Source organism: Streptomyces sp. DH41 (genome assembly GCF_029813785.1).
Lineage (GTDB): Bacteria > Actinomycetota > Actinomycetes > Streptomycetales > Streptomycetaceae > Streptomyces.
The window spans coordinates 133,684-159,322 of sequence record NZ_JARVKY010000005.1; the positions used below are offsets into that span (position 1 = coordinate 133,684).

The following is a 25,639-nucleotide window of genomic DNA, read 5'->3' on the forward strand; positions in this document are numbered from 1 at the left end:
CCGCAACGCGACCGGCGGCACGCCGCTGCCCGGCCGCCGGTTAGCCTGACCGCATGCGTGTCACGAGGGAGCTGCCGACGCTCGCCGCCGGTGAGGTGGACGTGCCCTTCGTGATCAAGGGGTACGAGGAGGTCGTCGCCGACGACACGGCCTGGAACGAGCACTCGCACCCGTGGCACGAACTGCTCTGGAACGAGCACGGGGCGTCCACGGTCGTGGTGGGACCCCAGGTGTGGTGCGTCACGCCGACGCTGGGCCTGTGGATGCCGGCGGGGCAACTGCACTCCGCCTCCGCGGTCGCGGGCACCTCGTACCGGGCGCACTTCTTCCGGCACGGCACGGTGTCGGCGCTGCCGGACGTGCCGGTCGCGGTGGACATCACCCCGCTGCTCCGGCTCCTCCTGGAGCGGCTGGAGGAGGCGGACCTGCCGTCGCGCTCCCGGGCCGTGACCGAGGCGATGGTCCTCGACGTCCTGCGGCCGTCGTCCCGGGCGCTGCTGGTGCAGTTGCCCACCTCCGCGCTGCTGCGGCCGATCGTGGACGCGGTCCGGGCCGACCCCGCCCACCAGCGGACGCTGACCGGCTGGGCCGCCGCCCTCGGGTGCAGCGCCCGCACCCTGACCCGTGCGTTCCAGACCGAGACGGGCACGAGTTTCGCCCGCTGGGTCGCCGCGGTACGGGCCCAGCACGCCGTGCAGCTCCTCGCCCGAGGATTCGAGGTCGACGTGGTGGCCGACGTGGTCGGCTACCGCTCGGCGAGTGCCTTCGGGGCGGCCTTCCGGCGGACGACGGGGACGACTCCGGGCAGGTTCCGGGTCCGCTGACGGACTCGTCGGTGTCCCGATCGCTACAAGGCCTGTCGAAAAGGCTCGATTGATGCGCGTGCACCAACTCCATACTCTGTGCAGGTAAGCCTTACCTAACCGTACTGGTGCGCGTGCCGTGCCCTGCTCCGTGAACCCTTGAGTCCGTGACCCCCGAGTCCGCGGTCCGGAGCAGGGGCCCCGGCACCGCCGACCGAAAGTGAAAACACGGGTCGATGAGAACTCCACGCCTTCGTGCGCTCGCCCTCGCGGCGGCCCTCCTGTTCGGCCTCACCGCCTGCGGCGGCCAGGACGGCGACCAGGGGAAGCAGGACGACAGCGGCGCCGCCGGCGCCGACGGCTCCGGTCAGTTCCCCGTGACGGTGAAGCACGCGCTCGGGACCACCGTCGTCCCGTCCGAGCCCAAGCGCGTCGCCACCGTGAACTGGGCCAACGAGGAGGTGCCGCTCGCACTCGGCGTCGTCCCCGTCGGCATGGCCAAGGCCAACTTCGGTGACGACGACGGGGACGGCGTACTGCCCTGGACCGAGAAGCGCCTCAAGGAACTCGACGCCAAGACGCCCGTCCTGTTCGACGAGACCGACGGCATCGACTTCGAGGCCGTCGCCGACACCAAGCCCGACGTCATCCTCGCCGCGTACTCCGGGCTGACCGAGCAGGACTACGAGACCCTCAGCCAGATCGCCCCCGTCGTGGCCTACCCCGAGGCCGCCTGGGCGACCCCGTGGCGCGACATCATCCGCCAGAACAGCAAGGCCATCGGACTCGCCGAGGAGGGCGACAAGCTCATCGGCGACCTCGAGGGGCGGATCAGCAAGACCGCCGCCAAGTACCCCCAGCTCAAGGGCAAGACGGCGATGTTCATGACGCACGTGTCCTCCAAGGACGTCAGCCAGGTCGGCTTCTACACGACCCACGACACCCGCACCCAGTTCTTCACCGACCTCGGCATGAAGATCCCCGCGAGCGTCTCCGGTCCGTCCGAGTCGACGAAGAAGTTCGTCCTCACCAAGAGCGCCGAGCGCATCGACGACTTCAACGACGTCGACATCATCACCGGCTACGGCGACGACACGGGCGAACTGCTGGGGGCCCTCAAGGACGACCCGCTCACCTCCAAGCTGGCCGCCGTGAAGCGGGGCTCCATCTACCTGCTGCCCGGCAGCACCCCGCTGGCCACCGCCGCCAACCCGACCCCGCTGTCGATCCCGTACGTCCTGGACGACTACGCGAAGGCGCTCGCCGAGGCCGCGGACAAGGTCAAGTGACCGTCACCGACACCCCGACCGCGCCGGACGCCGTGCTGCTACGGCGTCCGGCGCGCGTCCGCGTCCTGTGGCTCCTCGTGGTCGCCGCGGTCCTCATCGCCGTCATGACGGCCTCCCTCGCCTTCGGCTCCCGCGGCGTCGCCTGGTCCGACGTGTGGGCGGCGCTCGGCGGCGCGGAGTCCACCCTGGAGGAGGCGGCGGTCGCCAAGCGCATACCTCGCACCCTCCTCGCCGTCGTCGTGGGCGCCGCCCTCGGACTCTCCGGCGCGGTCATGCAGGGCGTCACCCGCAACCCGCTGGCCGACCCCGGCATCCTCGGCGTCAACATGGGCGCCTCCCTGGCCGTGGTCACCGCCATCGCCTACTTCGGCCTCTCCTCGGCGGACGGCTACATCTGGGTGGCGATGCTCGGGGCGGCACTCACCGCCGGCTTCGTGTACGCCATCGGATCGCTGGGCCGCGGCGGCGCCACCCCGCTGAAGCTGGCCCTCGCCGGCGCCGCCATCACGGCCGCCCTCACCTCCCTGGTCAGCGCCGTCGTACTGCCGCGCAACGACATCTCCGACACCTTCCGGCTGTGGCAGATCGGCGGCGTCGGAGGCGCCTCCTACGACCAGCTCGGCAGCGTCCTGCCGTTCCTCGGCGCCGGGTTCGTCATCTGCCTGGTCTCCGCCCGGGCCCTCAACTCGCTGGCACTGGGCGACGACCTGGCCGCCGGACTCGGTGAACGGGTGGCCCTCGTCCGGGCCGGCGCGGCGCTCGGCGCGGTCGTGCTGTGCGGCGCCTCCACCGCCGTCGCCGGGCCGATCCTCTTCGTCGGTCTCCTCGTACCGCACGTCTGCCGGCTCCTGGCCGGCGTCGACCACCGCTGGCTGCTGCCGTTCTCCGCGCTGAGCGGCGCGATCCTCCTGACGGCCGCGGACGTGCTGGGCCGGGTCGTGGCACGGCCGGCCGAGATCGACGTGGGGATCCTGACCGGGATCATCGGTGCCCCCTTCTTCATCCACATCGTCCGACGCCAAAAGGTCAGGTCCCTGTGAGCGCCCCAGCCGTCCGCGCCCCGTCCACGTCGGCGGCCGTCACCCGCGCCCGGGTCCGCGGCGCGTACCGGCGACGGCTGCTCGCCCTGACGCTGCTGCTGCTCGTCGTCGCCGCGTTCGTCACGACACTCATGGCCGGCCACACCTTCTACCCGGCCGGCGACGTGCTGCGCGTGGTCATGGGCGAGCAGGTGCCGGGCGCCTCCTTCACCGTCGGCACGCTGCGGCTGCCCCGGGCGGTACTGGCGCTGACCGCCGGGTTCAGCTTCGGCATGGCCGGCGTCACCTTCCAGACCATGCTCCGCAACCCGCTCGCCAGCCCCGACGTCATCGGCATCAGCGCGGGGGCGAGCGCGGCGGCGGCCCTCGCCATCGTGACCTTCTCGATGAGCGGGACCGGGGTGTCGATCGTGGCGATCGCCGCCGCGCTCGGAGTGGCGCTGGTCATGTACACCCTCGCCTTCCGCGACGGGGTCGCCGGAACCAGGCTCATCCTGATCGGCATCGGTGTCGCCGCCATGCTCGACAGCGTCACCTCCTACGTCCTGTCGCAGGCCGGCGAGTGGGACCTCCAGGAGGCGATGCGCTGGCTCACGGGCAGCCTCAACGGCACCACCTGGGAAGAGACCGTGCCCGCCGTCCTCGCCGTACTCGTGTGCGGCCCGGTGCTGCTGTCCCGGGCCCGCGACCTGAGCGCGCTGAGCCTGGGCGACGACACGGCCTCCGCGCTCGGCGTCCGCGTCGAACGCACCCGCGTCACGGTGATCGTCGCGGCCGTCGGACTGATCGCGTTCGCGACGGCGGCCGCCGGACCGATCGCCTTCGTCGCGTTCCTCTCCGGGCCGATCGCCGCCCGGCTGACGGGGCCCGGCGGATCCCTGCTGGTGCCCGCGGGACTGGTCGGCTCCCTGCTCGTCCTGGTCGCCGACTTCACCGGCCAGTACGCCTTCGACACCCGCTACCCCGTGGGTATCGTCACGGGAGTTCTCGGCGCGCCCTACCTCGTCTACCTGATCGTCCGCACCAACCGGGCCGGAGGCTCACTGTGACCGCGTCCCACACCCTCGCCACCGAGGACCTCACGCTCGGCTACGGCGACCGTGCCGTCATCGAGGGCCTGGACCTGACCCTCGCGGCCGGGCGGATCACGGTGATCGTCGGCGCCAACGCCTGCGGCAAGTCGACGCTGCTGCGCGCCATGTCCCGGCTGCTCGTCCCGCGCACCGGCCGGGTCGTCCTGGACGGCAAGGAGGTCCACCGCACCCCCGCCAAGGAACTCGCCCGCACCCTGGGCCTGCTGCCCCAGTCGCCGGTCACCCCCGAGGGCATCACGGTGCTGGACCTGGTCGGCCGGGGACGCCATCCCCACCAGCGCGCCTTCTCCCGCTGGACGGCGAAGGACGACGCGGCGGTCGCCGCCGCTCTGGACGCCACCCACACCACCGACCTGATGGACCGGGCCGTCGACGAACTCTCCGGCGGCCAGCGCCAGCGGGTGTGGATCGCGATGGCGCTGGCCCAGCAGACCGACCTGCTGCTGCTCGACGAGCCCACCACGTTCCTCGACATCAGCCATCAGGTGGAGGTCCTCGACCTGCTGACCGACCTGAACCGGACCCGCGGCACCACGATCGTGATGGTCCTGCACGACCTCAACCTGGCCGCGCGCTACGCGGACCGGCTCATCGCCCTGGCGTCCGGACGACTGCACGCCGCCGGGACGACCGAGGACGTGATGACCGTGGACACGGTCCGGGCCCTGTACGGAATGGAGAGCCGCGTCATCGAGGACCCGGTCTCCGGCAAGCCCCTTGTCCTGCCGATCGGCCGCCACCACACGACGGACGCCGCCAAGGCCGTCCGGACCACCGCGTCGGGCACCTCGCACACCGGCACCGAGGCCGGGACCACTACGGCGGGCACCTCCCGCGCCGGCACCCCGAAGTCCGGAGCGAGGCCGTGACCCCGAAACTCGCGGCGCTGCTGCCCGATCTCGCGCCCTGGCGTTCCTCCCGCGACTTCCGCCTGCTGTGGACGCAGGGCCTGGTCACCTACCTCGGCAGCGTGATGGCGCTGATCGCGCTGCCGCTCCAGATCAAGGACCTGACCGGCTCCCCGCTCGCGGTCGGTGTGATGGGCGCCGTCGAACTCGTCCCGCTGGTCGTCTTCGGACTGTACGGCGGAGCGCTCGCGGACGCGGTGGACCGGCGCAAGGTCATCGTGCTGACCGAGGCGGGACTGGGGCTGCTGGCGGCCGTCCTGCTCGTGAACGCGCTGCTGCCGAATCCGTTGCTCTGGCCGCTGTACGTGGTGGCGGGCGGGGTGGCGGCCCTCGCGGGACTCCAACGGCCCGCGCTGGACTCGCTGCTGGCCCGGATCGTCCCGCACGACCAGCTCGCCGCCGCGGCCGCCCTGAACGCCCTGCGCTGGCAGGCCGGCGCCATCGCCGGCCCCGCGCTGGCCGGCCTCGTCGTCGCCTACGCCGGCAACGTCCCCGCGTACGCCACCACGGTGGTCTGCTTCTGCGTGTCGGTCCTGATGTGCCGTCGGCTCTCGTCCGTGCCGCCCGTCGAGCACGCCACCAAGCCGTCGTTGCGCGGCATCGTGGAAGGGGCCCGGTACGCCTGGTCGAGACCGGTGCTGCTGGGCACCTACGCGATCGACCTGGCGGCGATGTTCTTCGCCTTCCCGAACACCATCTTCCCCTTCCTCGCCGACGAACTCGACGCCGACTGGTCGCTGGGACTGATGTACTCCGCGGGCGCCGTCGGATCGCTGCTGGTGAGCCTGACCAGCGGCTGGGTGTCCAGAACGCAGCGGCACGGCCTGCTGGTGGTGTTCGGCGCCGCCGCCTGGGGCCTGGCCATGGCGGCGGCCGGCTGGACGTCGCAGGTCTGGCTGGTACTGGTGTTCCTCGGTCTGGCCGGTGCGGGGGACATGCTGAGCGGGCTGGGCCGCTCCACCATCTGGAACCAGACCATCCCCGACCGGCTGCGCGGCCGCCTCGCCGGCATCGAGGTCCTCTCCTACAGCGTCGGTCCGCAACTCGGCCAGGTCCGCGCCGGTGCGATGGCCGGCTGGACCGGCGCCCGCCCGGCGATCTGGACCGGCGGCCTCGCCTGCGTCGCCGCGGTGGGCATGCTCACCGTCGCACTGCCGAGGCTCATCAGCTACGACGCCCGGACCGACGAGGACGCCGCTCGCCGCCGCGCCGACGAGGAGGCCCGACCCCGCGCACGGGACACCACCGCGACCGGCTCCGGCCCCGGGGACCCGGGCCCCGCCGCCCTCACCCCCGAAGCGGGCGGGGAGAATCGCTGAGACCGCCGACGCACACGGACAGCCGACGACGCACACAGCCGACGACGCACCCACCCGACACACGCAGTCACCGAGGTGAGAGATGCAGTTCACCACCCGCCCCACCCTGCAAGGCACCTTCGGCATGGTCTCCTCCACCCACTGGCTGGCCTCCCAGTCGGCCATGGCGGTGCTGGAGGACGGAGGCAACGCCTACGACGCCGCCGTCGCCGGTGCCTTCGTGCTGCACGTCGTCGAGCCGCACCTGAACGGACCCGCCGGGGAGGTGCCGATCCTGCTCGCACCGGCGGGCGGCGAGGTGCGGGTGCTGTGCGGGCAGGGCGTGGCGCCGGCCGGGGCGACGGTCGCGCACTACAAGGGGCTCGGCCTGGACCTCGTCCCCGGCACGGGACCGCTCGCCGCCGCCGTGCCGGGCGCCTTCGACGCCTGGCTGCTCCTGCTGCGCGACCACGGCACCAGGCCGCTGGCCGACGTACTGAAGTACGCCATCGGCTACGCCGAGCACGGGCACGCGCCCGTGGAACGCGTCACGGAGACCATCGAGACCGTACGGGAGCTGTTCGAGACGGAGTGGACGTCCTCGGCCGAGGTCTACCTGCCGGACGGCCGTCCGCCCCGCCCCGGCGAGCTCTTCCGCAACCCCGCCCTCGCCACCACCTGGAAGCGGCTGCTCGCCGAGGCCGCCGGGGCGGGGGACCGGGAGGCGGAGATCGACGCGGCCCGGGAGGTCTGGCGCACCGGGTTCGTCGCCGAGGCCCTCGTCCGGCAGGCCGGGCGGCCCACCATGGACACCAGCGGCGACCGCCACACCGGCACCCTCACCGCCGCCGACCTCGCCGACTGGTCCGCGTCCTACGAGGCTCCCGCGACGTACGACTGGAACGGCTGGACCCTGTGCAAGGCCGGCCCCTGGAGCCAGGGCCCGGTCCTGCTCCAGCAGCTCGCGCTGCTCCCGCCCGAACTGCCCGCCCACGGCACCGCCGACTACGTCCACCTGCTGGTCGAGGGCTGCAAACTCGCCATGGCCGACCGGGAGGCCTGGTACGGGGACGCGGACGGTGCGGCAGGGGTGCCGCTCGACGACCTGCTGTCGCCGCGGTACAACGCGGCACGGCGGGCGCTCGTCGGCGACAAGGCGTCCTTCGAGCTGCGGCCCGGCAGCCCGGGCGGACGCGCCCCGCGGCTCAGCGCCCACGCGCGCGTGGCGGCCGTCGAGGGCGAGGGCCTCGACGCCCTGGGGATCGGCGAGCCGACGGTCGCCAAGAGCCCCACGTCCCCCGTGCCGGGCGAACCGGACGTCGCCGCCGACGGGAGCACCCGTGGCGACACCTGCCACCTCGACATCGTGGACCGCTGGGGCAACATGGTCTCGGCCACGCCCAGCGGCGGCTGGCTCCAGTCCAACCCCGTCGTCCCCGAACTGGGCTTTCCGCTCGGCACCCGGCTCCAGATGACCTGGCTGGAGGAGGGCCTGCCCAACTCGCTCACGCCCGGCCGACGGCCCCGCACCACGCTCACACCCTCCATAGCCCTGCGCGACGGGGTGCCCGTCATGGCCTTCGGCACGCCCGGCGGCGACCAGCAGGACCAGTGGCAGCTGCACTTCCTGCTGGCGGTCGCGCTGCGCGCCCCGGTCCGCGGCGGTCTCGACCTCCAGGGCGCGATCGACGCCCCGAACTGGCACAACGACAGTTTCCCCGGCTCCTTCTTCCCGCGCGGCATGCGAGCGGGCAGCGTCACCGTGGAGTCCCGGATGCCGGCGGAGGTCGTCGAGGAGCTGCGGCGCCGCGGGCACGACGTGACGGTCGGCGAGGCCTGGTCGGAGGGCCGGCTGTGCGCGGTCGCACGTGACCCGGAGACGGGCGTGCTGTCGGCGGCGGCGAACCCGCGCGGAGCGCAGGGCTACGCGGTCGGCCGCTGACCCCGACCCCCGTGTTCGTGCCGATTCCACCCGGAGTACACCACCCGGGTGGGGATTGTCAGTGGGGCGTGCTCTCATGGAGCCATGATCGAGAACAACGAAACCATCGACGAGTTTCTCGCCCGGCACGCCGACGAGGTGGAGGAAGCCGTCCGCAAGGCGGCCGCCCTGGAGATCATGCCCCGCTGGCGCCGGCTCGCGGCCCACGAGGTCGACGAGAAGGCCGGCCCGCACGACCTGGTGACGGACGCCGACCGCAAGGCCGAGCTGTACCTCACCGAGATACTGGCCGCCCTGCTGCCCGGCTCCGTCGTGGTCGGCGAGGAGGCGGTGCACGACAACCCCGCCTCGTACGAGGCGATACGCGGCGAGGCACCGGTGTGGATCATCGACCCCGTCGACGGGACACGGCAGTTCGTGCACGGCGACCCGGGCTTCTGCACGCTGGTGGCGCTCGCCCAGCACGGAGTCGTGCACGCCTCCTGGACCTACGCCCCCGCCGACGACCGACTCGCCACCGCCGTACGCGGCCGAGGCGCCTTCCTGAACGGTGAGCGGCTGTACGCGGGCCCGCCCGAGCCCGGCCACGACCTGCGGGTCGCCACGTCCCACCCGGACTACACGACCGACGAGCAGAAGCAGGTACTGCTCGGCCTGCGCGCCCCGGGGGTGGCCCCCCGCTCCTGCGGCTCGGCCGGACTGGAGTACCTCGCCGTCGCCCAGGGAGAGTCCGACGCCACGGCCTTCTCCTGGGAGGCCGCCTGGGACCACGCCGCCGGGATCCTCCTGGTCGAGGAGGCGGGCGGCACCCACCTGACCCGCTCGGGCGAGCCCTTCCGGATCACGGGCGGCAACGAGCTGCCGTTCACCGCGGCCCGCGACGCGGCCACGGCCCGCCAGGTGGTGGCACTGCTGTCGGGCGGAGCCTGATCTCGAGGTCGGGGCGCTCCGGCCGGACGTCGAAGCGGATCTGGACGACCTCGAACTCGGTCACGGTCCCGACCGGTGGCCAGTCCTCGTCGCGCCGGGGGAGCTGCCCCATGTCCACGAAGGCCCGTCCGGGCCGGTCGATGTCCACCACCAGCCCCGTCCGGCCGGGGCCCCACGGAGCGACGGTGACCGTACCGGTGACCAGCGATCCCTCGGGCAGCGGCCCGGTGAGGTGGCGCATGAACCGCCGGTGGCGCCTCGCCGTCTCCCAGACCCGCTCGAACTCGGCGCCGGTGACGTCACCGGCGCCGGGCGGCACCTCGACCGGGCCGTCCGTCAGGACGCCGTACACGGTCTCGTAGAACGGCAGGGCGTCCGGGCCGAACCGTTCGAGCGTCGAGCGGAGGTCGTCGCGCGCGGCCGCCACCGACGCGCCGCCGTCGGTGACCACCTCGCCCGCGCGGTAGAGGAGGTCCCCGGCGTGCGGGACCGGCAGCGACCGGTCGAACGCCGCCTGCCGCAGGGCGTGGCCGTCCACGCCGAGTTCGTACCAGAGCCACAGCCCCTCCCGGGGGCCGGGAAAGCATGTCCGGCGTGTCATCCCCGGACCCTATCGGCCCCGCCCGTCCCACCCTTGCCCGTGGGCTGTCGGTGCCCGGGCATATCCTGCTCCCCAGTGGCCATCGGCTGACGAAGGGGTCCGAAGGTGCCGTCGATGCTCGATGCTGTCGTAGTGGGTGCGGGGCCGAACGGACTGACCGCCGCCGTGGAGCTGGCCCGCCGAGGTTTCTCGGTCGCCGTGTTCGAGGCTCGGGACACCGTGGGCGGCGGGGCGCGCACGGAGGAACTGACCCTGCCGGGCTTCCGGCACGACCCGTGCTCCGCCGCGCACCCGCTGGGCATCAACTCGCCCGCGTTCCGCGCCCTGCCCCTGGAGCGGTACGGATTGGAGTGGCTGCACGCCGGGCTGCCCATGGCGCACCCGTTCCCGGACGGCTCGGCCGCCGTGCTGTCCCGGTCCGTCGGTGAGACGGCCGCCTCCTTCGGGCCGCGCGACGCGGGCGCGTACCGTCGGCTGGTCGAGCGCTTCCTGCCCCGGTGGGACACCCTGGCCCGCGACTTCATGTCCCTGCCGCTCACCGCGCTGCCCCGCGACCCGGTCACCCTCGCCCGGTTCGGCCTGGTCGGCCTGCCCCCGTCGACGTGGCTGATGCGCCGCTTCCGCGACGACAGGGCCAAGACCCTCTTCGCCGGCCTCGTCGCGCACGTCATGGCCCCGCTCGGCGGCTTCGCCACCGGCGCCATAGGCCTGGTCTTCGCCCTCGCCGCGCACGCCCGCGGCTGGCCCATGGCCCGCGGCGGCTCCCAGGCCATCTCCGACGCCCTGACCGCCTACCTGAAGGACCTCGGCGGCACCGTCCACACCGACTACGAGGTCAAGCGCCTCGACGACCTGCCACCCGCGCGCGCGTACGTCTTCGACACCTCGCCCACGGCCCTGGCCCGCATCGCCGGCCTCGGCAACCACTACGCGAACTATCGCTACGGCCCCGGCGTCTTCAAGATCGACTACGCGCTGGACGGCCCGGTCCCATGGACCGCCCAGGAACCCCGCACCGCCGGCACCGTGCAGATCGGCGCCAGCAGCGCGGAGATCGGCGCCGCGCTGAACGCGGCCTCCCGCGAGGGCCGCGCCCCCGACGCGCCGTTCCTCATCACCACGCAGCCCAGCGTCGCCGACCCCACCCGCGCTCCGGAGGGCAAGCACGTCTTCTGGGCGTACGGACACGTCCCCAACGGCTGGACCGGCGACCTCACCGACGCCGTCGAACGCCAACTGGAGCGCTTCGCCCCCGGCTTCCGCGACCGTGTCCTCGCCCGCGCCACCGCCGGCCCGCCCGAACTCGCCGTCCGCAACGCCAACTACGTCGGCGGGGACATCGCCTCCGGCGCGGTTTCCGGACTCCAGCTCCTGCTGCGCCCCAAAGTGTCCCTGTTGCCGTACGCCACCCCGCACCCGGCCGTCTTCATCTGCTCGTCGGCCACGCCGCCGGGCCCCGGCGTGCACGGCATGTCGGGGCACAACGCGGCGAAGGCCGTCTGGCGCCGGCTGCGGCAGACGTGACCACGGCGGGCGCGCCACGAAGAAGCCGACACGATCGGGAAGCCGACACGATCGGGAAGCCGACACGGTCGGAAAGCCGACACGAACGGGAAGCCGACATGACCGGGAAGCGGCCATGACCGCCATCACGCTCGTCCAGGGCGACATCACCCGCGAGAGCGCCGACGCGATCGTCAACGCGGCCAACTCCTCCCTGCTCGGCGGAGGCGGCGTCGACGGTGCCATCCACCGGCGCGGTGGTCCCGCGATCCTGGAAGCGTGCCGGGCGCTCCGCGCAGGGCACCTCGGCAAGGGCCTGCCCACCGGCCGTGCGGTCGCCACCACCGCGGGAGACCTGGACGCGCGCTGGGTGATCCACACGGTGGGTCCGGTCTGGTCGGCCGGCGAGGACCGTTCCGGCCTGCTCGCGTCCTGCCACCGGGAGTCCCTGCGCGTGGCCGACGAACTGGGCGCCCGTACCGTGGCGTTCCCGGCGGTCTCCACCGGCGTCTACGGCTGGCCGCTGGAGGACGCCGCCCGGATCGCCGTGGCGGCCGTGCGGGAGGCGGACACCGAAGTCGAGGAGGTCAGGTTCGTGCTCTTCGACGACCGGGCCCACGCGGCGTTCGCCACGCGGCTCGGCTGACCACCGGGCTCGGCCGGTCACCGGGCTCGGCTCGGCCGGTCACGGCTCGGCCGGCCGGCCGGCCGTCGGGTGACTACTCCGGCAGGTGTGCCTCCGGAGCGTCCGGGCGGTGGTCGGGCAGGGCGGAGCGGTCGGCCGCCTCGCGGTGCATGCGCAGGAACTCCAGATGCCGCTCGTACTGGTCGAGGCTGTCGCCGATGAGCTGTTCCTTGGTGTACCCCATGACGTCGTAGCCCTGGTTGCCCTCGGCGAGCCGGACCTCGTAGCGCACGTAGGTGTCGTGCGTGGTCACCGACCGGGTGGCGAAGCCCGGCGTCGGCTTCTCGACGGGCCAGACCTCGTACACGAACGCGGCGCTCGGACCGATCGGTACCCTCAGACCGACGTGCGCGAGGCCGTTCTCCTCGTTGACCCCTTCCAGGAACTCCGCCTCCGCTCCCTGTTCCCGCAGTGCCTGGCAGACCTCCTGGAAGGCGGGGCGGCACACCTCCTCGGCGAATCTGGCGGCGGCCCGCCTGCCCGGGAACGCCATCGCCCGCGCCAGCCGGTGCCGCCAGTTCCGCGCCCCCGGGGGCCCCTGCTGCGTGGTACGCCCGGACAGTGACGCCGGCAGCGTGGTGGCCAGCGCCTCCTCCCGCATGGACTCGGTGCGCAGCGCCAGATAGAGCCCCACCATGATCAGGAACATCACGAAGGAGAAGGGCAGACCCATGATGATGGTGGCGTCGGTGAGTGCCTGCACGCCGCCCACGATGAGCATGGCGAGGGTGAGCAGCCCCGTCGTCACCGCCCAGAAGATGCGCAGCCACGGCGCCGCGTCCGTCACCGGGGTCGGCAGATGGGAGCTGAGGTTGCCCATGACCAGGGCCCCGGAGTCGGCGGAGGTGACATACAGCAGGAGCCCGACGAACGTGGCGAGCCCGGCACTGAACAGCGCACCCGGGTACTGCTCCAGCAGGCCGTAGAAGCCCTGCTCGGGGGCGTTCATCGCGCTCTGGCCGAAGGCGGTGTCGCCGTCACGGACCACGAACAGCGCGCTGTTGCCGAAGACGGACAGGAAGAGGCCGGTGAAGATGAACGGGATGATCAGCGTCGCGGCGACGAACTGACGCAGGGTGCGGCCGCGGGAGATCCGGGCCAGGAACAGTCCGACGAACGGCGCCCAGGCGATCCACCAGGCCCAGAAGAACAGCGTCCACGCGTCCAGCCACTCGGTGGGCTGGTCGTAGGCGAAGGTGTTCAGGGTCATCGAGGGGAAGCGGCTGACGTAGTCCCCGACGTTCTGGACGAGCGAGTTGAGCAGCCGGAACGGTTCGCCCACGACCAGGATGAAGAGCATCAGCAGGGCGGCGAGCAGGACGTTGAGCTGTGACAGGCGGCGGATGCCCTTGTCCACACCGGATGCCGCGGACACCGTGGCCATCACCACCGCCACGACGATCAGGCCGATCTGCGCGGGAAGCCCCTCCGGTACGTCGAAGAGCACCTTCAGCCCGTAGTTCAGCTGCACCACACCGATGCCGAGCGACACGGAGATGCCGAACACGGTGCCGATGATGGCCGCCAGGTCGACGGCGTCACCGATCCGCCCGTGGATCCGGCGCCCGATGATCGGATAGAGCGCGGAACGGATCGCGAGCTGGAGCCGGTACCGGAAGGCGAAGTAGCCGAGCACCATGCCCATCAGCGCGTACATGGCCCAGCCGGTGATGCCGTAGTGGAACAGCGTCCACACCACGGCCTGCCGGGCCGCCTCCACCGTCTCCGGGTCGCCCTCCGGCGGCGCGAGGTAGTGGCTGACCGGACCGGCGACGGAGAAGAACATCAGGTCGATGCCGATGCCCGCCGCGAACAGCATCGCCGCCCATGCGAAGAGCCCGTAGTCGGGCTTGTAGTGCTTGGGGCCCAGCTTGATCGTGCCGTACTTGGACACGCCGATGAAGACGACGAAGACCAGGTAGACGGTCGCGGCGAGGAAGTAGTACCAGCCGAACCAGGAGGAGATCCTGTCGACCGCCACCCCGATGGCCGATTCGGCGCCGGAGGGCGTGACGATCGCCCAGACCGAGATCGCCAGGATCAGCACGGCCGACCCGAAGAAGACCACGGGTTTGAGCGTGCCGGTGCCCGCCGCTTCCGTGTCCGGCGACGGCCCTTCCGGATCCGCTCCGGCGCTCTTGTCTCCTGCGGTCGACACGGCCGTTTCCTCCGGTTTGGCGCCCATATGGGCTGACTCGGGCGTTAAGGCAGTGTGCTGCCGATCACGCGGTCCGTCCAGCACCGGTCGGCCGTGTCGGCCTCTCGCCGAGGGGCGGCACATCTCGCCCACCTGGCTTGACGAGGTAATTGCCACTGATGTGCAATAACCTCGCATCAACAACAAGTGTGGGGGAGACATGACGACCCGTCGGATACGAAGTGCCGCCGCCGCGGCGGCGTTTGCCGCCGGCGTCACCGCCTGCTCCGCACCCGGGGGCGGAACGGGCGACGGTGACGCGGAGGCGGCCGAGTCCGTGGTGATCGGGGTGGGCTCCGAGCCGGACACCCTCAGCCCGCTGCTCGGCTACGGCAAGGACGGAAACTCCAAGATCTTCGACGGGCTGCTCGCCCGCGACACCGACCTGAAGCTGAAGCCCGCCCTGGCGACCGCGCTGCCGAAGATCGCCGACGGCGGCCGGACGTACACGTACACCCTGCGCGACGGCGTGAAGTTCAGCGACGGCGAACCGCTGACCGCCCAGGACGTGGTCTACACGTACCGCACCATCCTCGACGCCAAGACCAACAGCACCGCCCGGAGCGAACTCGACGCGATCGAGGGCGTCCGCGCGAACGGCGACGACACCGTCGTCTTCACGCTCAAGTACCCCTACGCGCCCTTCGCCGCCCGCACGGTGCTGCCCATCGTCCCCGAGCACGTGGCGGGCGAGCAGGACCCCAACACCGGCGACTTCAACACCAAGCCCGTCGGCACCGGTCCGTACGTCCTCACGAACTGGAGCAAGGGCGAGAAACTCGCCTTCAAGGCCAACCCGCACTACTGGGGCGGCAAGCCCGCGGTGAAGTCGTTCACCATGGCGGTCATCGCCGACGACAACGTACGCGCCACCCGCCTGCGCTCCGGTGACCTCGACGGTGCCGTCCTGCCGCCCAACCTCGCCGCCACCTTCGAGAAGGACGACGGCCGGCGCACGTACGAGGCCAAGTCGTACGACTTCCGGGCCGTCACCCTGCCCACCGCGGGCAAGGTGACCGGCGACCGCGCGATCCGGCAGGCCCTGGACGCCGCCGTGGACCGGCAGGCCATGGTCGACAAGATCCTCGACGGCGCGGGCCGGCCGGCGTACGGGCCGCTGCCCGCCGACGACCCCTGGTACGCGCGCGGCATCGAGCGCCCGCACGACCTGGCCAAGGCCGAGCGCATCCTGGACGAGGCCGGCTGGAAGCAAGGCTCCGGCGGCGTCCGTGCCAAGGACGGACAGCGCGCCTCCTTCACCCTGTACTACCCCTCGGGCGACAAGGTCCGCCAGGACCACGCGCTCGCCTACGCCTCCGACGCCAAGAAGGCCGGCATCGAGGTGAAGGTGGAGGGCGCCACCTGGGAGGTCATCGAGCCGCGGATGAAGAGCGACGCGGTCATGGCGGGCTTCGGCAGCGTCGGCGACCCGGACTTCGGCCTCTACACCCTGCTGCACTCCTCGCTCGCCGGCGACGGCTTCAACAACATGGCCCACTACGACAACCCGGCGGTGGACGAGGCACTCGACGCCGGCCGCCGCAGCCAGGACCCCGAGGTGCGCGGCGCCGCCTACGAGAAGATCCAGAAGGCGCTCGTGGAGAACCCCGGCTACACCTTCCTCACCCACATCGACCACCTGTACGTCCTCGCCGACCGCTGGGACGGACTGACCACGCAGCTGGAGCCGCACGAGCACGGCTTCGCCAGCGGGCCCTGGTGGAACATCGAGGACTGGCAGCCGAAGAAATGACCCGGTCTCCCCGGCGGCTGCCGTGGGGAGCGATGGCACGCCTGGCCGGGCGGCGGGCCCTGTTCGCCGCCCCCATCGTCCTCGTCGTCACCTTCGGCGTCTTCGCCATCGCCGCCGCCTCCCCCTTCGACCCCGTCAAGGCGTACGCCGGCACCGCCGCGCTCGGCGCCGACCAGGAGACCCTGGACCGCCTGCGGGACAACCTCGGCGTCGACCAGTCGTTCGTCGTCCGCTGGTGGAACTGGCTGACCTCCGCGCTCACCGGAGACCTCGGCCACTCCGGGGTGATGCGCCAGCCGGTGGCACAGGTCATCGGCGAACGCCTCGTCTGGTCCGCGCTGCTGTGCGCCGTCGCCTTCGCCGTCGCCGTCCTGGTGGGCACCCTCCTCGGCGTGCTGGCCGCCCGCCGCCCCGGATCGATGCTCGACCGGGCGGTGACCTCGCTCGCGTACGTCCTGGAGGCCGCGCCGGTGTTCTGGATCGCGCTGCTCGCCGTGTGGCTGTTCGCCCTCCAGTGGGACGTGCTGCCGGCCGGCGGCCTGACGGACACCGCCAGCGAACAGGTCACGCCGGGGCAGGTCAGGAGCCACATCCTGCTGCCCGCGGGCGTGCTCGCCGTCTCACAGCTGCCCTGGTTCACGCTGTACGTACGCCAGGGCGTCGGTGACGCCCTGGCGGAGGACCCGGTGCGCGGCGCGCGGGCCCGCGGTATCGGCGAGGGCAGGGTCCTGCTCGGGCACGCCCTGCGCTCGGGGCTGCTGCCGGTGCTCACCCTGATCGGCTCCCGCGTGCCCGAACTCATCACCGGCGCCCTGCTGGTGGAGACCGTGTTCAGCTGGCCCGGCATCGCCGCGGCCACCGTCGAGGCGGCCACCGCCGTCGACTTCCCGCTGCTGGCCGCCCTGACGGTCCTCGCCACCGCCGCCGTACTCGCCGGCAACCTGCTCGCCGACCTGCTCTACGGACTGTTCGACCCGAGGGTGAAGCACAGTGAGATGTGATGTCCATGGCTGAGACCACAGCGGAAAAGGCAGGGGCCGGGAAGGCGGAGAAGACCGAGCGCCTCGGCCCGGTGTGGCGCTCCCACGGCGGCAACCGCCGCTCCACCCGCACCCTGCGCCTGCGCACCTCCGCCGTGCTGCTGGCCGTCACCGTCCTCGCCGTCCTCCTCGTACCGCCCCTGGCGCAGCTCGACCAGCAGGCGGTCGACCTGGCCGCGAAGCTGCGACCGCCCAGCTGGGAGCATCCGTTCGGCACCGACGACGTGGGCCGCGACCTGCTGCTGCGCTGCGTGTACGGACTGCGTGTCTCCCTGCTCGTCGGGGTGGCGGCGGCGCTGACGGCCACCGTGGTCGGCACCGCCGTGGGTGCCACCGCCGGAGCGCTGGGCGGCTGGGTCGACCGGGCCGTCATGCGGGTCGTCGACACCCTCTCCTCCGTGCCCCACCTGCTGATGGGCATCTTCATCGTCGCGATGTTCCGGCCAGGCGTCTGGCCGGTGGTGATCTCCGTCGCGCTCACCCACTGGCTGTCCACCGCGCGCATCGTCCGCGCCGAGGTGCTGTCCCTGCGCTCGCGCCCCTACGTCGACGCGGCCGTCTCCGGCGGCGCCTCCCGGTGGCGGGTGGCCGTACGGCATCTGCTGCCCGGCGTGCTGCCCCAGGCCGCGCTGGCCGCCGTACTGATGGTGCCGCACGCCATGTGGCACGAGTCGGCGCTGTCCTTCCTCGGACTCGGGCTGCCCACCCACACCGCGAGCCTCGGCAACCTGATCCAGGAGGCACGGGGTTCGCTGCTCGCCGGGCAGTGGTGGCCGACCCTCTTCCCCGGCCTGTTCATCATCGTCCCCACCCTCGCAGTCGCCGGCCTCGCCGGTGCCTGGCGGGAGCGGATCAACCCGCGCCGCCGATCGGAGCTGATGCTGTGACCGAGCGAGCCCCCGTGCTGTCCGTACGCGGTCTGTCGGTGCGCTTCCTGATGCCGGGCGGGCGCCGGATCGCCGCCGTCACCGACGCCCACTTCGACGTGGCGGCCGGCGAGTGCCTCGCCCTGATCGGCGAGAGCGGCTGCGGCAAGTCCGTCCTCGCCTCCGCCCTGCTCGGGCTGCTGCCCGGCAACGCGCAGACCGCGGGCGGCGCGCTCCTCGGCGACCTGGACCTGCTCGCCGCCGACGAGCGGACCTTCGCCCGCACCGTACGGGGCCGGCTGATCGGTCTGGTCCCGCAGAGCCCGGCCGCCCACCTCACCCCGGTCCGCACCATCCGTTCGCAGCTGGAGGAGACGGTCGCGGAACTCACCGCCGTCCGCGGCCGCGCCGCCCTGCGCACCGCCGCCGAGACCGCCGCCGAGCGCGCGGCGTTCCCCCTGGACCACCTCGACCACCACCCGCACGAACTCTCCGGAGGCCTCGCCCAGCGCGCCGCCACGGCCCTCGCCCTCGTCGGCGACGCCCCGCTGCTGCTCGCCGACGAGCCGACCACCGGTCTCGACCGGGACCTGGTGGACCGCACCGTCGACGAGCTACGACGACATGTCGACAAGGGCGGCCCCGGGGGCGGCGCGACGGACGTCGACCGGGCCCTGCTGATGATCACCCACGATCTGGCCGCCGCCGAACGCATCGCCGACCGGATCGCCGTGATGTACGCGGGCCGGATCGTCGAACTGGCCGACGCCCGCGACTTCTTCGGCACACCCGGCCCGCGCCACCCCTACAGCCGGGGCCTGCTCGACGCCCTGCCCGACCGCGCCTTCGCCCCCATCCCCGGCCTGCCGCCGGAACTCGGCTCCCTTCCCGACGGCTGCGCCTTCGCCCCCCGCTGCGACCGGACCACCGACGCCTGCGCCGCGCTGCCGCCGCTGACCGCCACAGTCGCCTGCCACCATCCGCACGCAGCCCTCACGGAGGCCGCCGACCGTGCTTGAACTGCGTGCCGTCACCGCCGGATACGACAAGAACCCGCCCGTGATCCGGGACATCTCCCTGTCCGTCGCGCCGGGCGAGGCCGTCGGGCTGCTCGGACCGAGCGGCTGCGGCAAGTCCACCCTCGCGCGGGTCGCGGCCCTGCTGCACCACCCCCACGCCGGGACCCTGGTCGTCGACGGCACACCCGTACGCCGCTGGCGCCACCGCGCCCCGCGCGAACAGCGCACCGCCTTCGGCGTCGTCTTCCAGCAGGCCCGGCTCTCCGCCGACCCCCGGCTGGCACTCACCGACCTGATCGCCGAGCCACTGCGCGCCACCGGCCGGCGCGAGGGCGTCGCCGACCGGGTCGCCGAACTGGCCGCCACCGTCGGGCTCACCGCCGACCTGCTCGGCAGGCGCCCGCACGAGGTCAGCGACGGCCAGTTGCAGCGCGCCTGCCTCGCCCGCGCCCTCGTGCTGCGTCCACGCTGGCTGGTGTGCGACGAGATGACGGCGATGCTGGACGCCTCGACCACCGCCGCCCTGGTTCGCGTGGTGGAGGACTACCGTGCCGACACCGGCGCGGGGCTGCTGGCCGTCGGCCACGACCGTGTCCTCCTGGACCGCTGGTGCGACCGCACCGTCGAATGGGGCGCGTTGACCGCACCGTCGGACGGGACGCGTTGACCGGGACGTGTTGACCGGGACGCGTCGACGGGGGCAGGGCCGCGACGACGCGCCCCGCCCCCGTTCCCGCTGAACACCTTCATCGACATGTCTCCGTCAAGTGCGGTCCACGGGCACAGCAGCCGGGGTTCATCCCGTGCCGTTTGCCTGTCTGTCGTCCGGCCGTCCGTCCTCTGGAGGTTCGATGACCCCGCCGCGCACCAGTACCCCGAACGCCCTGAAGAGAAGGGGCTTCCTCGGTATCGCGGGCGCCGCCGGCGCCGGCGCGGTGCTGCTCGGCACCGGTGCCGCACCCGCCCTGGGTGCCGCGCCCGCCGCGCCGGGCAACGTCCCGGCCGACCCGTTCCAGCTCGGCGTCGCGTCCGGCGACCCGCTCCCCGACGGTGTCGTGCTCTGGACCCGTCTCGCGCCCAAGCCGCTCGACGACGACGGCGGCATGCCCCGGCGTCCCGTCGCCGTGCGGTGGGAGATCGCCCTGGACGAGCGGTTCCGGAAGGTCGTCCGGCGCGGCGTAGAGCACGCCGTGCCCGCCGAGGCGCACACCGTCCACGCCGACGTGCGCGGCCTGCGGCCCCACCACGAGTACTACTACCGCTTCCGCGCCGGCCGCGCCGTCTCGCCGGTCGGCCGCACCCGCACCGCCCCGGCCGCCGGCACGTCGCCCACCGTCGACTTCGCGTTCGCCTCCTGCGCCAACTGGGAGCAGGGCCACTTCACGGCGTACCGGCACATGGCCGAGGAGCGCCCCGACGTGGTCTTCCACCTCGGCGACTACCTCTACGAGTACGCGGCCGGCGTCAACGGCAAGGTGCGCACCCACCACGGCGACGAGATGAACACCCTCGCCGAGTACCGCGCGCGGCACGCCCAGTACAAGACCGACCCCGACCTTCGGCTGCTGCACGCCACGGCGCCGTTCGTCGTCACCTGGGACGACCACGAGACCGACAACAACTACGCCGACCTGAGCCCGGAGAACAGCGACGCCGGCCAGGGCAACGACACCACCGCCCACTTCGCCGCCCGCCGCCGGGCCGCCTACCAGGCGTACTGGGAGCACATGCCGCTGCGCCGCCTGCGCAAGCCGGTGGACACGGCGCTGCCGCTGTACCGGCGCCTGGAGTTCGGGTCCACCGCGACCTTCAGCGTGCTGGACACCCGCCAGTACCGCACCAACCAGCCCTACGGCGACAAGTGGCAGGTCTCCGGACCGGACCAGTGGGACCCGAAGGCCACCATCCTGGGCGACGAGCAGCACGCCTGGCTGGAGCGGAGCCTGTCGCGCTCGCGCTCCACCTGGAACGTGCTCCCGCAGCAGATCTACTTCGCCAACTGGGACGCCGTCGCCGGCCCGGACGACGGCGGCTACAACGACGGCTGGGACGGCTACCGCGTCTCCCGCGACCGGGTGCTCGGCTACGTGGAGGAGCGCGGCATCGACAACTTCGTCGTGCTCACCGGCGACGTGCACAACAACTGGACCAACGACCTGCGACGTGACTTCGAGCGTCCCGAGACGCGGCTGGTGGGCAGCGAGTTCGTCACCACGTCGATCACCTCGGGCGGCGACGGATCGGCCACCCACGATCCCGGCCAGGTCTACTGGGACGAGAACCCGCACACCAAGTACTACAGCAGCCGCCGCGGCTACGTCCGCTGCACCGTGTCCAAGGAGCGGTACACGGCCGACTACCGCGTCGTCGACTACGTCACCCGGCCCGGCGCCCCGGTCCGCACCGACAAGTCGTTCGTGATCGAGACGGGCGTGCCGGGAGTCCAGGCCGTCTGAGCGGCGGGCGGCGGCCGGCGAGCGTCGGCCTCGTGTCCGGGCGTCGGGCGTCGGCCTCCTGTTCGGGTGCCGGCGCCTGTCGCTCAGGAACCAACAAAGTCCGACGGGGTAATTGATTCGGTTGTGTTCGGGTCCTAGGGTGTGGGCTGACTCAGTAGTCGCCGCGTCACCGGCAGTTGTGTTCCAGCCCCACGACAACCGCCGTCACAGCACCGTGCGTTGAGCCGCCCCCGATGCCCACGGAAGGCCACGGTCATGCCGCACTCGCCCGTGTCACCCGCCGGATCCACGTCCCGCCCGTCCAGCCCCTCCCGTCCGGTCGTCAGCCGCCGCCGTCTCCTGGAGGGCGGCGCCGCCGTCCTCGGCGCGCTCGCCCTGTCGTCCGCGTCGCCGGTCGCGACGCACGCGGCCGGCCGGCGGGCGGCGGCCGGCCAACCCCCGGAGTGGAACGACTTCGGTGTCTTCCGGCTCGGCACCGAGCCGCCGCACACCACGCTCATGCCCTACCCCGACGTGAGAGCGGCCCTCACCGGCGACCGCACCCGCTCGCCGTACCGGCAGAGCCTCGACGGCACCTGGAAGTTCGCCTACGCCGACCGCCCCGAGGACCGGGACGCCGACTTCCACCGCACCGACACCGACGACGGCGACTGGGACACCATCCCGGTCCCCTCGGTGTGGCAGCTGCACGGCCACGACTTCCCGATCTACCTGAACATCACGTACCCCTACTGGGGCCCCAACGGCCGCGGTGAGGACCCGCGGCCGCCCGCCGCGCCGACCCGCTACAACCCGGTCGGCCAGTACCGGCGCACCTTCACCGTCCCGCGCGACTGGAAGGGCCGCCGCACCTTCCTCCACTTCGAGGGCGTCAAGTCCGCCCACTACGTGTGGATCAACGGCGAACTGGTCGGCTACGACGAGGACTCCTACACGCCCTCCGAGTACGACATCACCGACCACCTGCGGCCCGGCACCAACCAGATCGCCGTGGAGGTCTACCGCTACGCCGACGGCGACTGGCTGGAGGACCAGGACATGATCCGGCTGAGCGGCATCTTCCGCTCGGTCCATCTCTACTCCACCCCGACCGTGCACCTGCGCGACTTCAAGCTGGACACCCCGCTGAACGACACGTACACGGACGCCGAACTGGCGGTCACCGCGAGCGTACGGGCGTACGGCGGCGGTGACGGCGCCACCGGCCGGTACACCGTGGAGACCCAGCTGTACGACGCGCGCGGCCACGCCGTCTGGTCCCGGCCGCTGGAGCAGTCCGCCGACCTCGGCACGGTCGGCGCCGGCCAGGACGTCACCGTACGGGCGGCCAGGGCCGTACCGAAGCCCAGGCTGTGGTCCGCCGAGCACCCCGACCTCTACACGGCCGTCCTGCGGCTGCGGGACCCGGCGGGCAAGGTGGTCGAGACCCTGTCGCACCGGGTCGGCTTCCGCGAGTTCGCGCTCAAGGACGGGCTGATGCGGATCAACGGCGAGCCCGTCTCCTTCCGGGGCACCAACCGCCACGAGATGCACCCGGCCCGCGGCACGGCCCTGACCCGCGAGGACATGGTCGAGGACATCAAGATCATCAAGCGGATGAACATGAACAGCGTCCGCACCTCGCACTACCCGAACAACCCCGTGTGGTACGAACTCGCCGACGAGTACGGCCTCTACCTCGTCGACGAGACCAACCTCGAGACCCACGGCATCCGCGACGAGTACCCCGGCGACCACCCCGACTGGACCGAGGCCTGCGTGGCCCGCGCCCAGAACATGGTCCACCGCGACAAGAACCACGCCTCGGTCGTCATCTGGTCGCTCGGCAACGAGGCCGGCGGCGGCAGCACCTTCACCGCCATGCACGACTGGATCCGCTCCTACGACACCACCCGGGTCATCCAGTACGAGGGCGACGACCGCCCCGGGATCAGCGACATCCGCTCCGAGATGTACGACAGCCCGCAGCGCGTCGAGCAGCGCGCGAAGGACACCGCCGACACCCGGCCGTACGTCATGATCGAGTACGCCCACGCGATGGGGAACTCCAACGGCAACTTCAAGAAGTACTGGGACATCGTGCGAAGCCACGACGTGCTCCAGGGCGGCTGGATCTGGGACTTCGTCGACCAGTCCCTGTACACGCCCGTCCCCGCCCGCACCCTGCTCACCGAGACCGGGCCGGCCGGGCTGCGCGGCGAGATCCTCGCCACCCGCGGCAGGCTCGACCGTGACAAGGGCCTGTCCGGCATCACGGTCTTCGAGCGCGACGACAGCCTCGACCTCACGGACTCCCTGACCCTGGAGGCCTGGGTCACCCCGCACTTCACCGGCTACCACCAGCCCATCCTCGCCAAGGGCGACACCCAGTACGCGCTGAAGCAGAACGACCGGCGACTGGAGTTCTTCATCCACTCCGAAGGCCAGTGGATCACCGCGAACTGGACCGTGCCGGACGACTGGACCGGCCGGGAGCACCACATCGCCGGTGTCTTCGACGCCGAGGCCGGGACCCTGACCCTGTACGTCGACGGCACGGTACGGGCCACCCGCACCACCGGCCGGCGGCCCAGCAGCAACACCGCGCCCCTCGCGCTCGCCACCGACGCTGACACCCAGGTCCGGGAGTTCAGCGGCACCATCCGCCGCGCCCGCGTCTACGCCCGCGCGCTCGGCGCCACCGAACTGGCCGACGACGGCCGCGGCCCCGGGGACGACGGCGTGCGGTTCTGGTTCGACGCCGCGACCGTGCGGACCAGCGAGAAGCGGCCGAAGGACAAGACGTTCCTCGCGTACGGCGGCGACTGGGGCGACAACCCCAACGACGGAGCCTTCGTCGCGGACGGCATCGTCACCGCCGACCGCGGGCACACCGGCAAGGCCACCGAGGTCAAACGCGTCTACCAGGCCATCAACGCCGCCCGCACTCCCGGCGGCGGCCCCGGCGCCGTCACCCTCACCAACGAGTACCTCTTCACCGGCCTGGGCGACTTCGACGCCCGCTGGGAACTCGTCGCCGACGGCAAGGCCGTACGGCGCGGAAAGCTGACCCGCGGCCAGCTGGACGTGGCACCGCGGTCGAGCAAGGACATCATCATCCCCGTGCGGCCGCCGGGAGACCCGGACCCGGGCACCGAGTACTTCCTGGAACTCTCCTTCACCACCAAGGAGTCCACGCAGTGGGCCGAGGCCGGCTTCGAGGTCGCCCGGCAGCAGCTCCCGGTCGAGTCCGGCGGCCCCGGCGCGACCCCCGTACGCCTGGACCGCGTCCCGGCCCTGCGTCACGACGACCGGGACAAGGACGTGCGGGTCAGCGGCAGGGGCTTCTCGGTCACCGTCGACAAGCGCACCGGCACCATCACCTCCTACGAGGCGAAGGGCACCCGGCTGCTCACCTCCGGGCCCGCGCCCAACTTCTGGCGGGCGCCCACCGACAACGACAAGGGCAACGGCCAGCACACCCGCAACCAGACCTGGCGCGACGCCGGTGCCCGGCGGAAGGTCACGGACGTCACCGTGCGGGCCCTCGGCGACCGGGCCGTCGAGATCGAGGTCGGCGGCACGCTGCCCACCACGGTGGAGTCCACGTACACCACCACGTACACGGTGTTCGGCAACGGTGAGATCAAGGTGGACAACACCCTGCACCCGGGGGCCGCGAGCCTGCCCTACATCCCCGAGGTCGGCACCCTGCTCTTCCTCCCGCGCCGTCTGGACCGCCTCCACTACTACGGCCGCGGCCCCGAGGAGAACCACTGGGACCGCAACACCGGCACCGACGTCGGCCTGTACTCCGGCACCGTCGCCGAGCAGTGGACGCCGTACATCCGTCCGCAGGAGAACGGCAACAAGACCGACGTCCGCTGGATCGCCCTCACCGACCGCCGCGGCGTGGGCCTGCTCGCCTCCGGCGAACCCCTGCTGGAGGCGAACGCCTCCTTCTTCACACCGGAGGACCTGTCGGCCGGCGTGCGCCACGACTACCAGCTCACCCCGAGGGACGAGGTCGTCCTGCGCCTGAACCACCGCCAGATGGGCGTCGGCGGCGACAACAGCTGGGGCGCGCACACCCACGACGAGTTCAAGCTCTTCACCGACCGGGACTACTCCTACACGTACCGGCTGCGTCCGCTGACCGACGTGAAGGACGCGATGGCGGCCTCGCGGCGGCCCACGGCGACCGAATAGCACCGGCCGGATCCCGTACCGAGACGT

At 72.3% G+C, this 25,639-nt stretch carries 19 protein-coding genes; 17 read left to right on the forward strand and 2 right to left on the reverse strand.

What is annotated here, in order from left to right; genetic code table 11:
* Positions 1–53: 53 nt before the first annotated feature.
* The 8 genes from QC283_RS11225 (at position 54) to QC283_RS11260 (ending at position 9,304) form a co-directional block, all read left to right on the forward strand.
* The gene (locus tag QC283_RS11225) at positions 54–824 is read left to right on the forward strand and encodes a helix-turn-helix transcriptional regulator (RefSeq protein WP_279561279.1); all 771 of its coding nucleotides are present in this window, start codon (positions 54–56) and stop codon (positions 822–824) included.
* 215 nt (positions 825–1,039) lie between these two features.
* The gene (locus QC283_RS11230) at positions 1,040–2,092 is read left to right on the forward strand and encodes an iron-siderophore ABC transporter substrate-binding protein (protein WP_279561280.1); all 1,053 of its coding nucleotides are present in this window, start codon (positions 1,040–1,042) and stop codon (positions 2,090–2,092) included.
* Positions 2,089–3,132, forward strand: a complete 1,044-nt coding sequence (locus QC283_RS11235; protein ID WP_279561281.1) for a FecCD family ABC transporter permease — start codon at positions 2,089–2,091, stop codon at positions 3,130–3,132. The genes QC283_RS11230 and QC283_RS11235 overlap by 4 nt, the downstream gene beginning before the upstream one ends.
* A complete protein-coding gene (locus QC283_RS11240; protein ID WP_279561282.1) occupies positions 3,129–4,181 on the forward strand; it encodes a FecCD family ABC transporter permease in 1,053 nt (350 codons plus the stop codon). Before QC283_RS11235 ends, QC283_RS11240 begins: the two co-directional genes overlap by 4 nt.
* The gene (locus tag QC283_RS11245; protein ID WP_279561283.1) at positions 4,178–5,095 is read left to right on the forward strand and encodes an ABC transporter ATP-binding protein; all 918 of its coding nucleotides are present in this window, start codon (positions 4,178–4,180) and stop codon (positions 5,093–5,095) included. The genes QC283_RS11240 and QC283_RS11245 overlap by 4 nt, the downstream gene beginning before the upstream one ends.
* Positions 5,092–6,453: an MFS transporter gene (locus QC283_RS11250; RefSeq protein WP_279561284.1), complete on the forward strand. Its 1,362-nt coding sequence runs from the start codon at positions 5,092–5,094 to the stop codon at positions 6,451–6,453. Before QC283_RS11245 ends, QC283_RS11250 begins: the two co-directional genes overlap by 4 nt.
* An 82-nt stretch (positions 6,454–6,535) precedes the next feature.
* Positions 6,536–8,374 carry a gamma-glutamyltransferase family protein gene (locus QC283_RS11255; RefSeq protein ID WP_279561285.1) on the forward strand — a complete coding sequence of 613 codons (1,839 nt, stop codon included), beginning with the start codon at positions 6,536–6,538 and terminating at the stop codon, positions 8,372–8,374.
* Positions 8,375–8,458: 84 nt separating this feature from the next.
* Positions 8,459–9,304, forward strand: a complete 846-nt coding sequence (locus QC283_RS11260) for an inositol monophosphatase family protein (protein ID WP_279561286.1) — start codon at positions 8,459–8,461, stop codon at positions 9,302–9,304.
* On the opposite strand, the gene QC283_RS11265 is transcribed toward QC283_RS11260, so the two are convergent.
* Positions 9,240–9,905, reverse strand: a complete 666-nt coding sequence (locus tag QC283_RS11265) for a hypothetical protein (RefSeq protein WP_279561287.1) — start codon at positions 9,903–9,905, stop codon at positions 9,240–9,242. The two genes, QC283_RS11260 and QC283_RS11265, sit on opposite strands and share 65 nt — an antisense overlap.
* 114 nt (positions 9,906–10,019) lie before the next feature.
* Here QC283_RS11265 and QC283_RS11270 point away from each other — a divergent pair, with 114 nt between their 5' ends.
* A complete protein-coding gene (locus tag QC283_RS11270) occupies positions 10,020–11,429 on the forward strand; it encodes a phytoene desaturase family protein (RefSeq protein WP_279561288.1) in 1,410 nt (469 codons plus the stop codon).
* A gap of 115 nt (positions 11,430–11,544) precedes the next feature.
* On the forward strand, positions 11,545–12,054 hold the full coding sequence (locus QC283_RS11275) for an O-acetyl-ADP-ribose deacetylase (protein ID WP_279561289.1): 510 nt from the start codon (positions 11,545–11,547) through the stop codon (positions 12,052–12,054).
* 73 nt (positions 12,055–12,127) lie between these two features.
* Here QC283_RS11275 and betT read toward each other — a convergent pair whose 3' ends face one another.
* Positions 12,128–14,251: a choline BCCT transporter BetT gene (gene betT / locus QC283_RS11280; protein WP_279561290.1), complete on the reverse strand. Its 2,124-nt coding sequence runs from the start codon at positions 14,249–14,251 to the stop codon at positions 12,128–12,130.
* A gap of 199 nt (positions 14,252–14,450) precedes the next feature.
* Here betT and QC283_RS11285 point away from each other — a divergent pair, with 199 nt between their 5' ends.
* The 7 genes from QC283_RS11285 to QC283_RS11315 all read left to right on the forward strand — a co-directional run bounded on the left by QC283_RS11285 (position 14,451) and on the right by QC283_RS11315 (position 25,612).
* A complete protein-coding gene (locus QC283_RS11285) occupies positions 14,451–16,043 on the forward strand; it encodes an ABC transporter substrate-binding protein (protein WP_279561291.1) in 1,593 nt (530 codons plus the stop codon).
* A gap of 32 nt (positions 16,044–16,075) precedes the next feature.
* Positions 16,076–17,044 (forward strand): ABC transporter permease, encoded by a 969-nt coding sequence (locus QC283_RS11290; RefSeq protein WP_279561292.1) that lies wholly within the window; start codon positions 16,076–16,078, stop codon positions 17,042–17,044.
* A gap of 5 nt (positions 17,045–17,049) precedes the next feature.
* On the forward strand, positions 17,050–17,970 hold the full coding sequence (locus QC283_RS11295; RefSeq protein ID WP_279561293.1) for an ABC transporter permease: 921 nt from the start codon (positions 17,050–17,052) through the stop codon (positions 17,968–17,970).
* On the forward strand, positions 17,967–18,968 hold the full coding sequence (locus QC283_RS11300) for an ABC transporter ATP-binding protein (protein ID WP_279561294.1): 1,002 nt from the start codon (positions 17,967–17,969) through the stop codon (positions 18,966–18,968). The genes QC283_RS11295 and QC283_RS11300 overlap by 4 nt, the downstream gene beginning before the upstream one ends.
* Positions 18,961–19,635 carry an ABC transporter ATP-binding protein gene (locus QC283_RS11305; protein ID WP_279561295.1) on the forward strand — a complete coding sequence of 225 codons (675 nt, stop codon included), beginning with the start codon at positions 18,961–18,963 and terminating at the stop codon, positions 19,633–19,635. The genes QC283_RS11300 and QC283_RS11305 overlap by 8 nt, the downstream gene beginning before the upstream one ends.
* 184 nt (positions 19,636–19,819) lie before the next feature.
* Positions 19,820–21,424 (forward strand): alkaline phosphatase D family protein, encoded by a 1,605-nt coding sequence (locus tag QC283_RS11310; RefSeq protein WP_279561296.1) that lies wholly within the window; start codon positions 19,820–19,822, stop codon positions 21,422–21,424.
* A 255-nt stretch (positions 21,425–21,679) separates the two neighbouring features.
* Positions 21,680–25,612, forward strand: coding sequence for a glycoside hydrolase family 2 TIM barrel-domain containing protein (locus QC283_RS11315; protein WP_279561297.1), 3,933 nt, complete (start codon positions 21,680–21,682; stop codon positions 25,610–25,612).
* Positions 25,613–25,639: the final 27 nt, after the last annotated feature.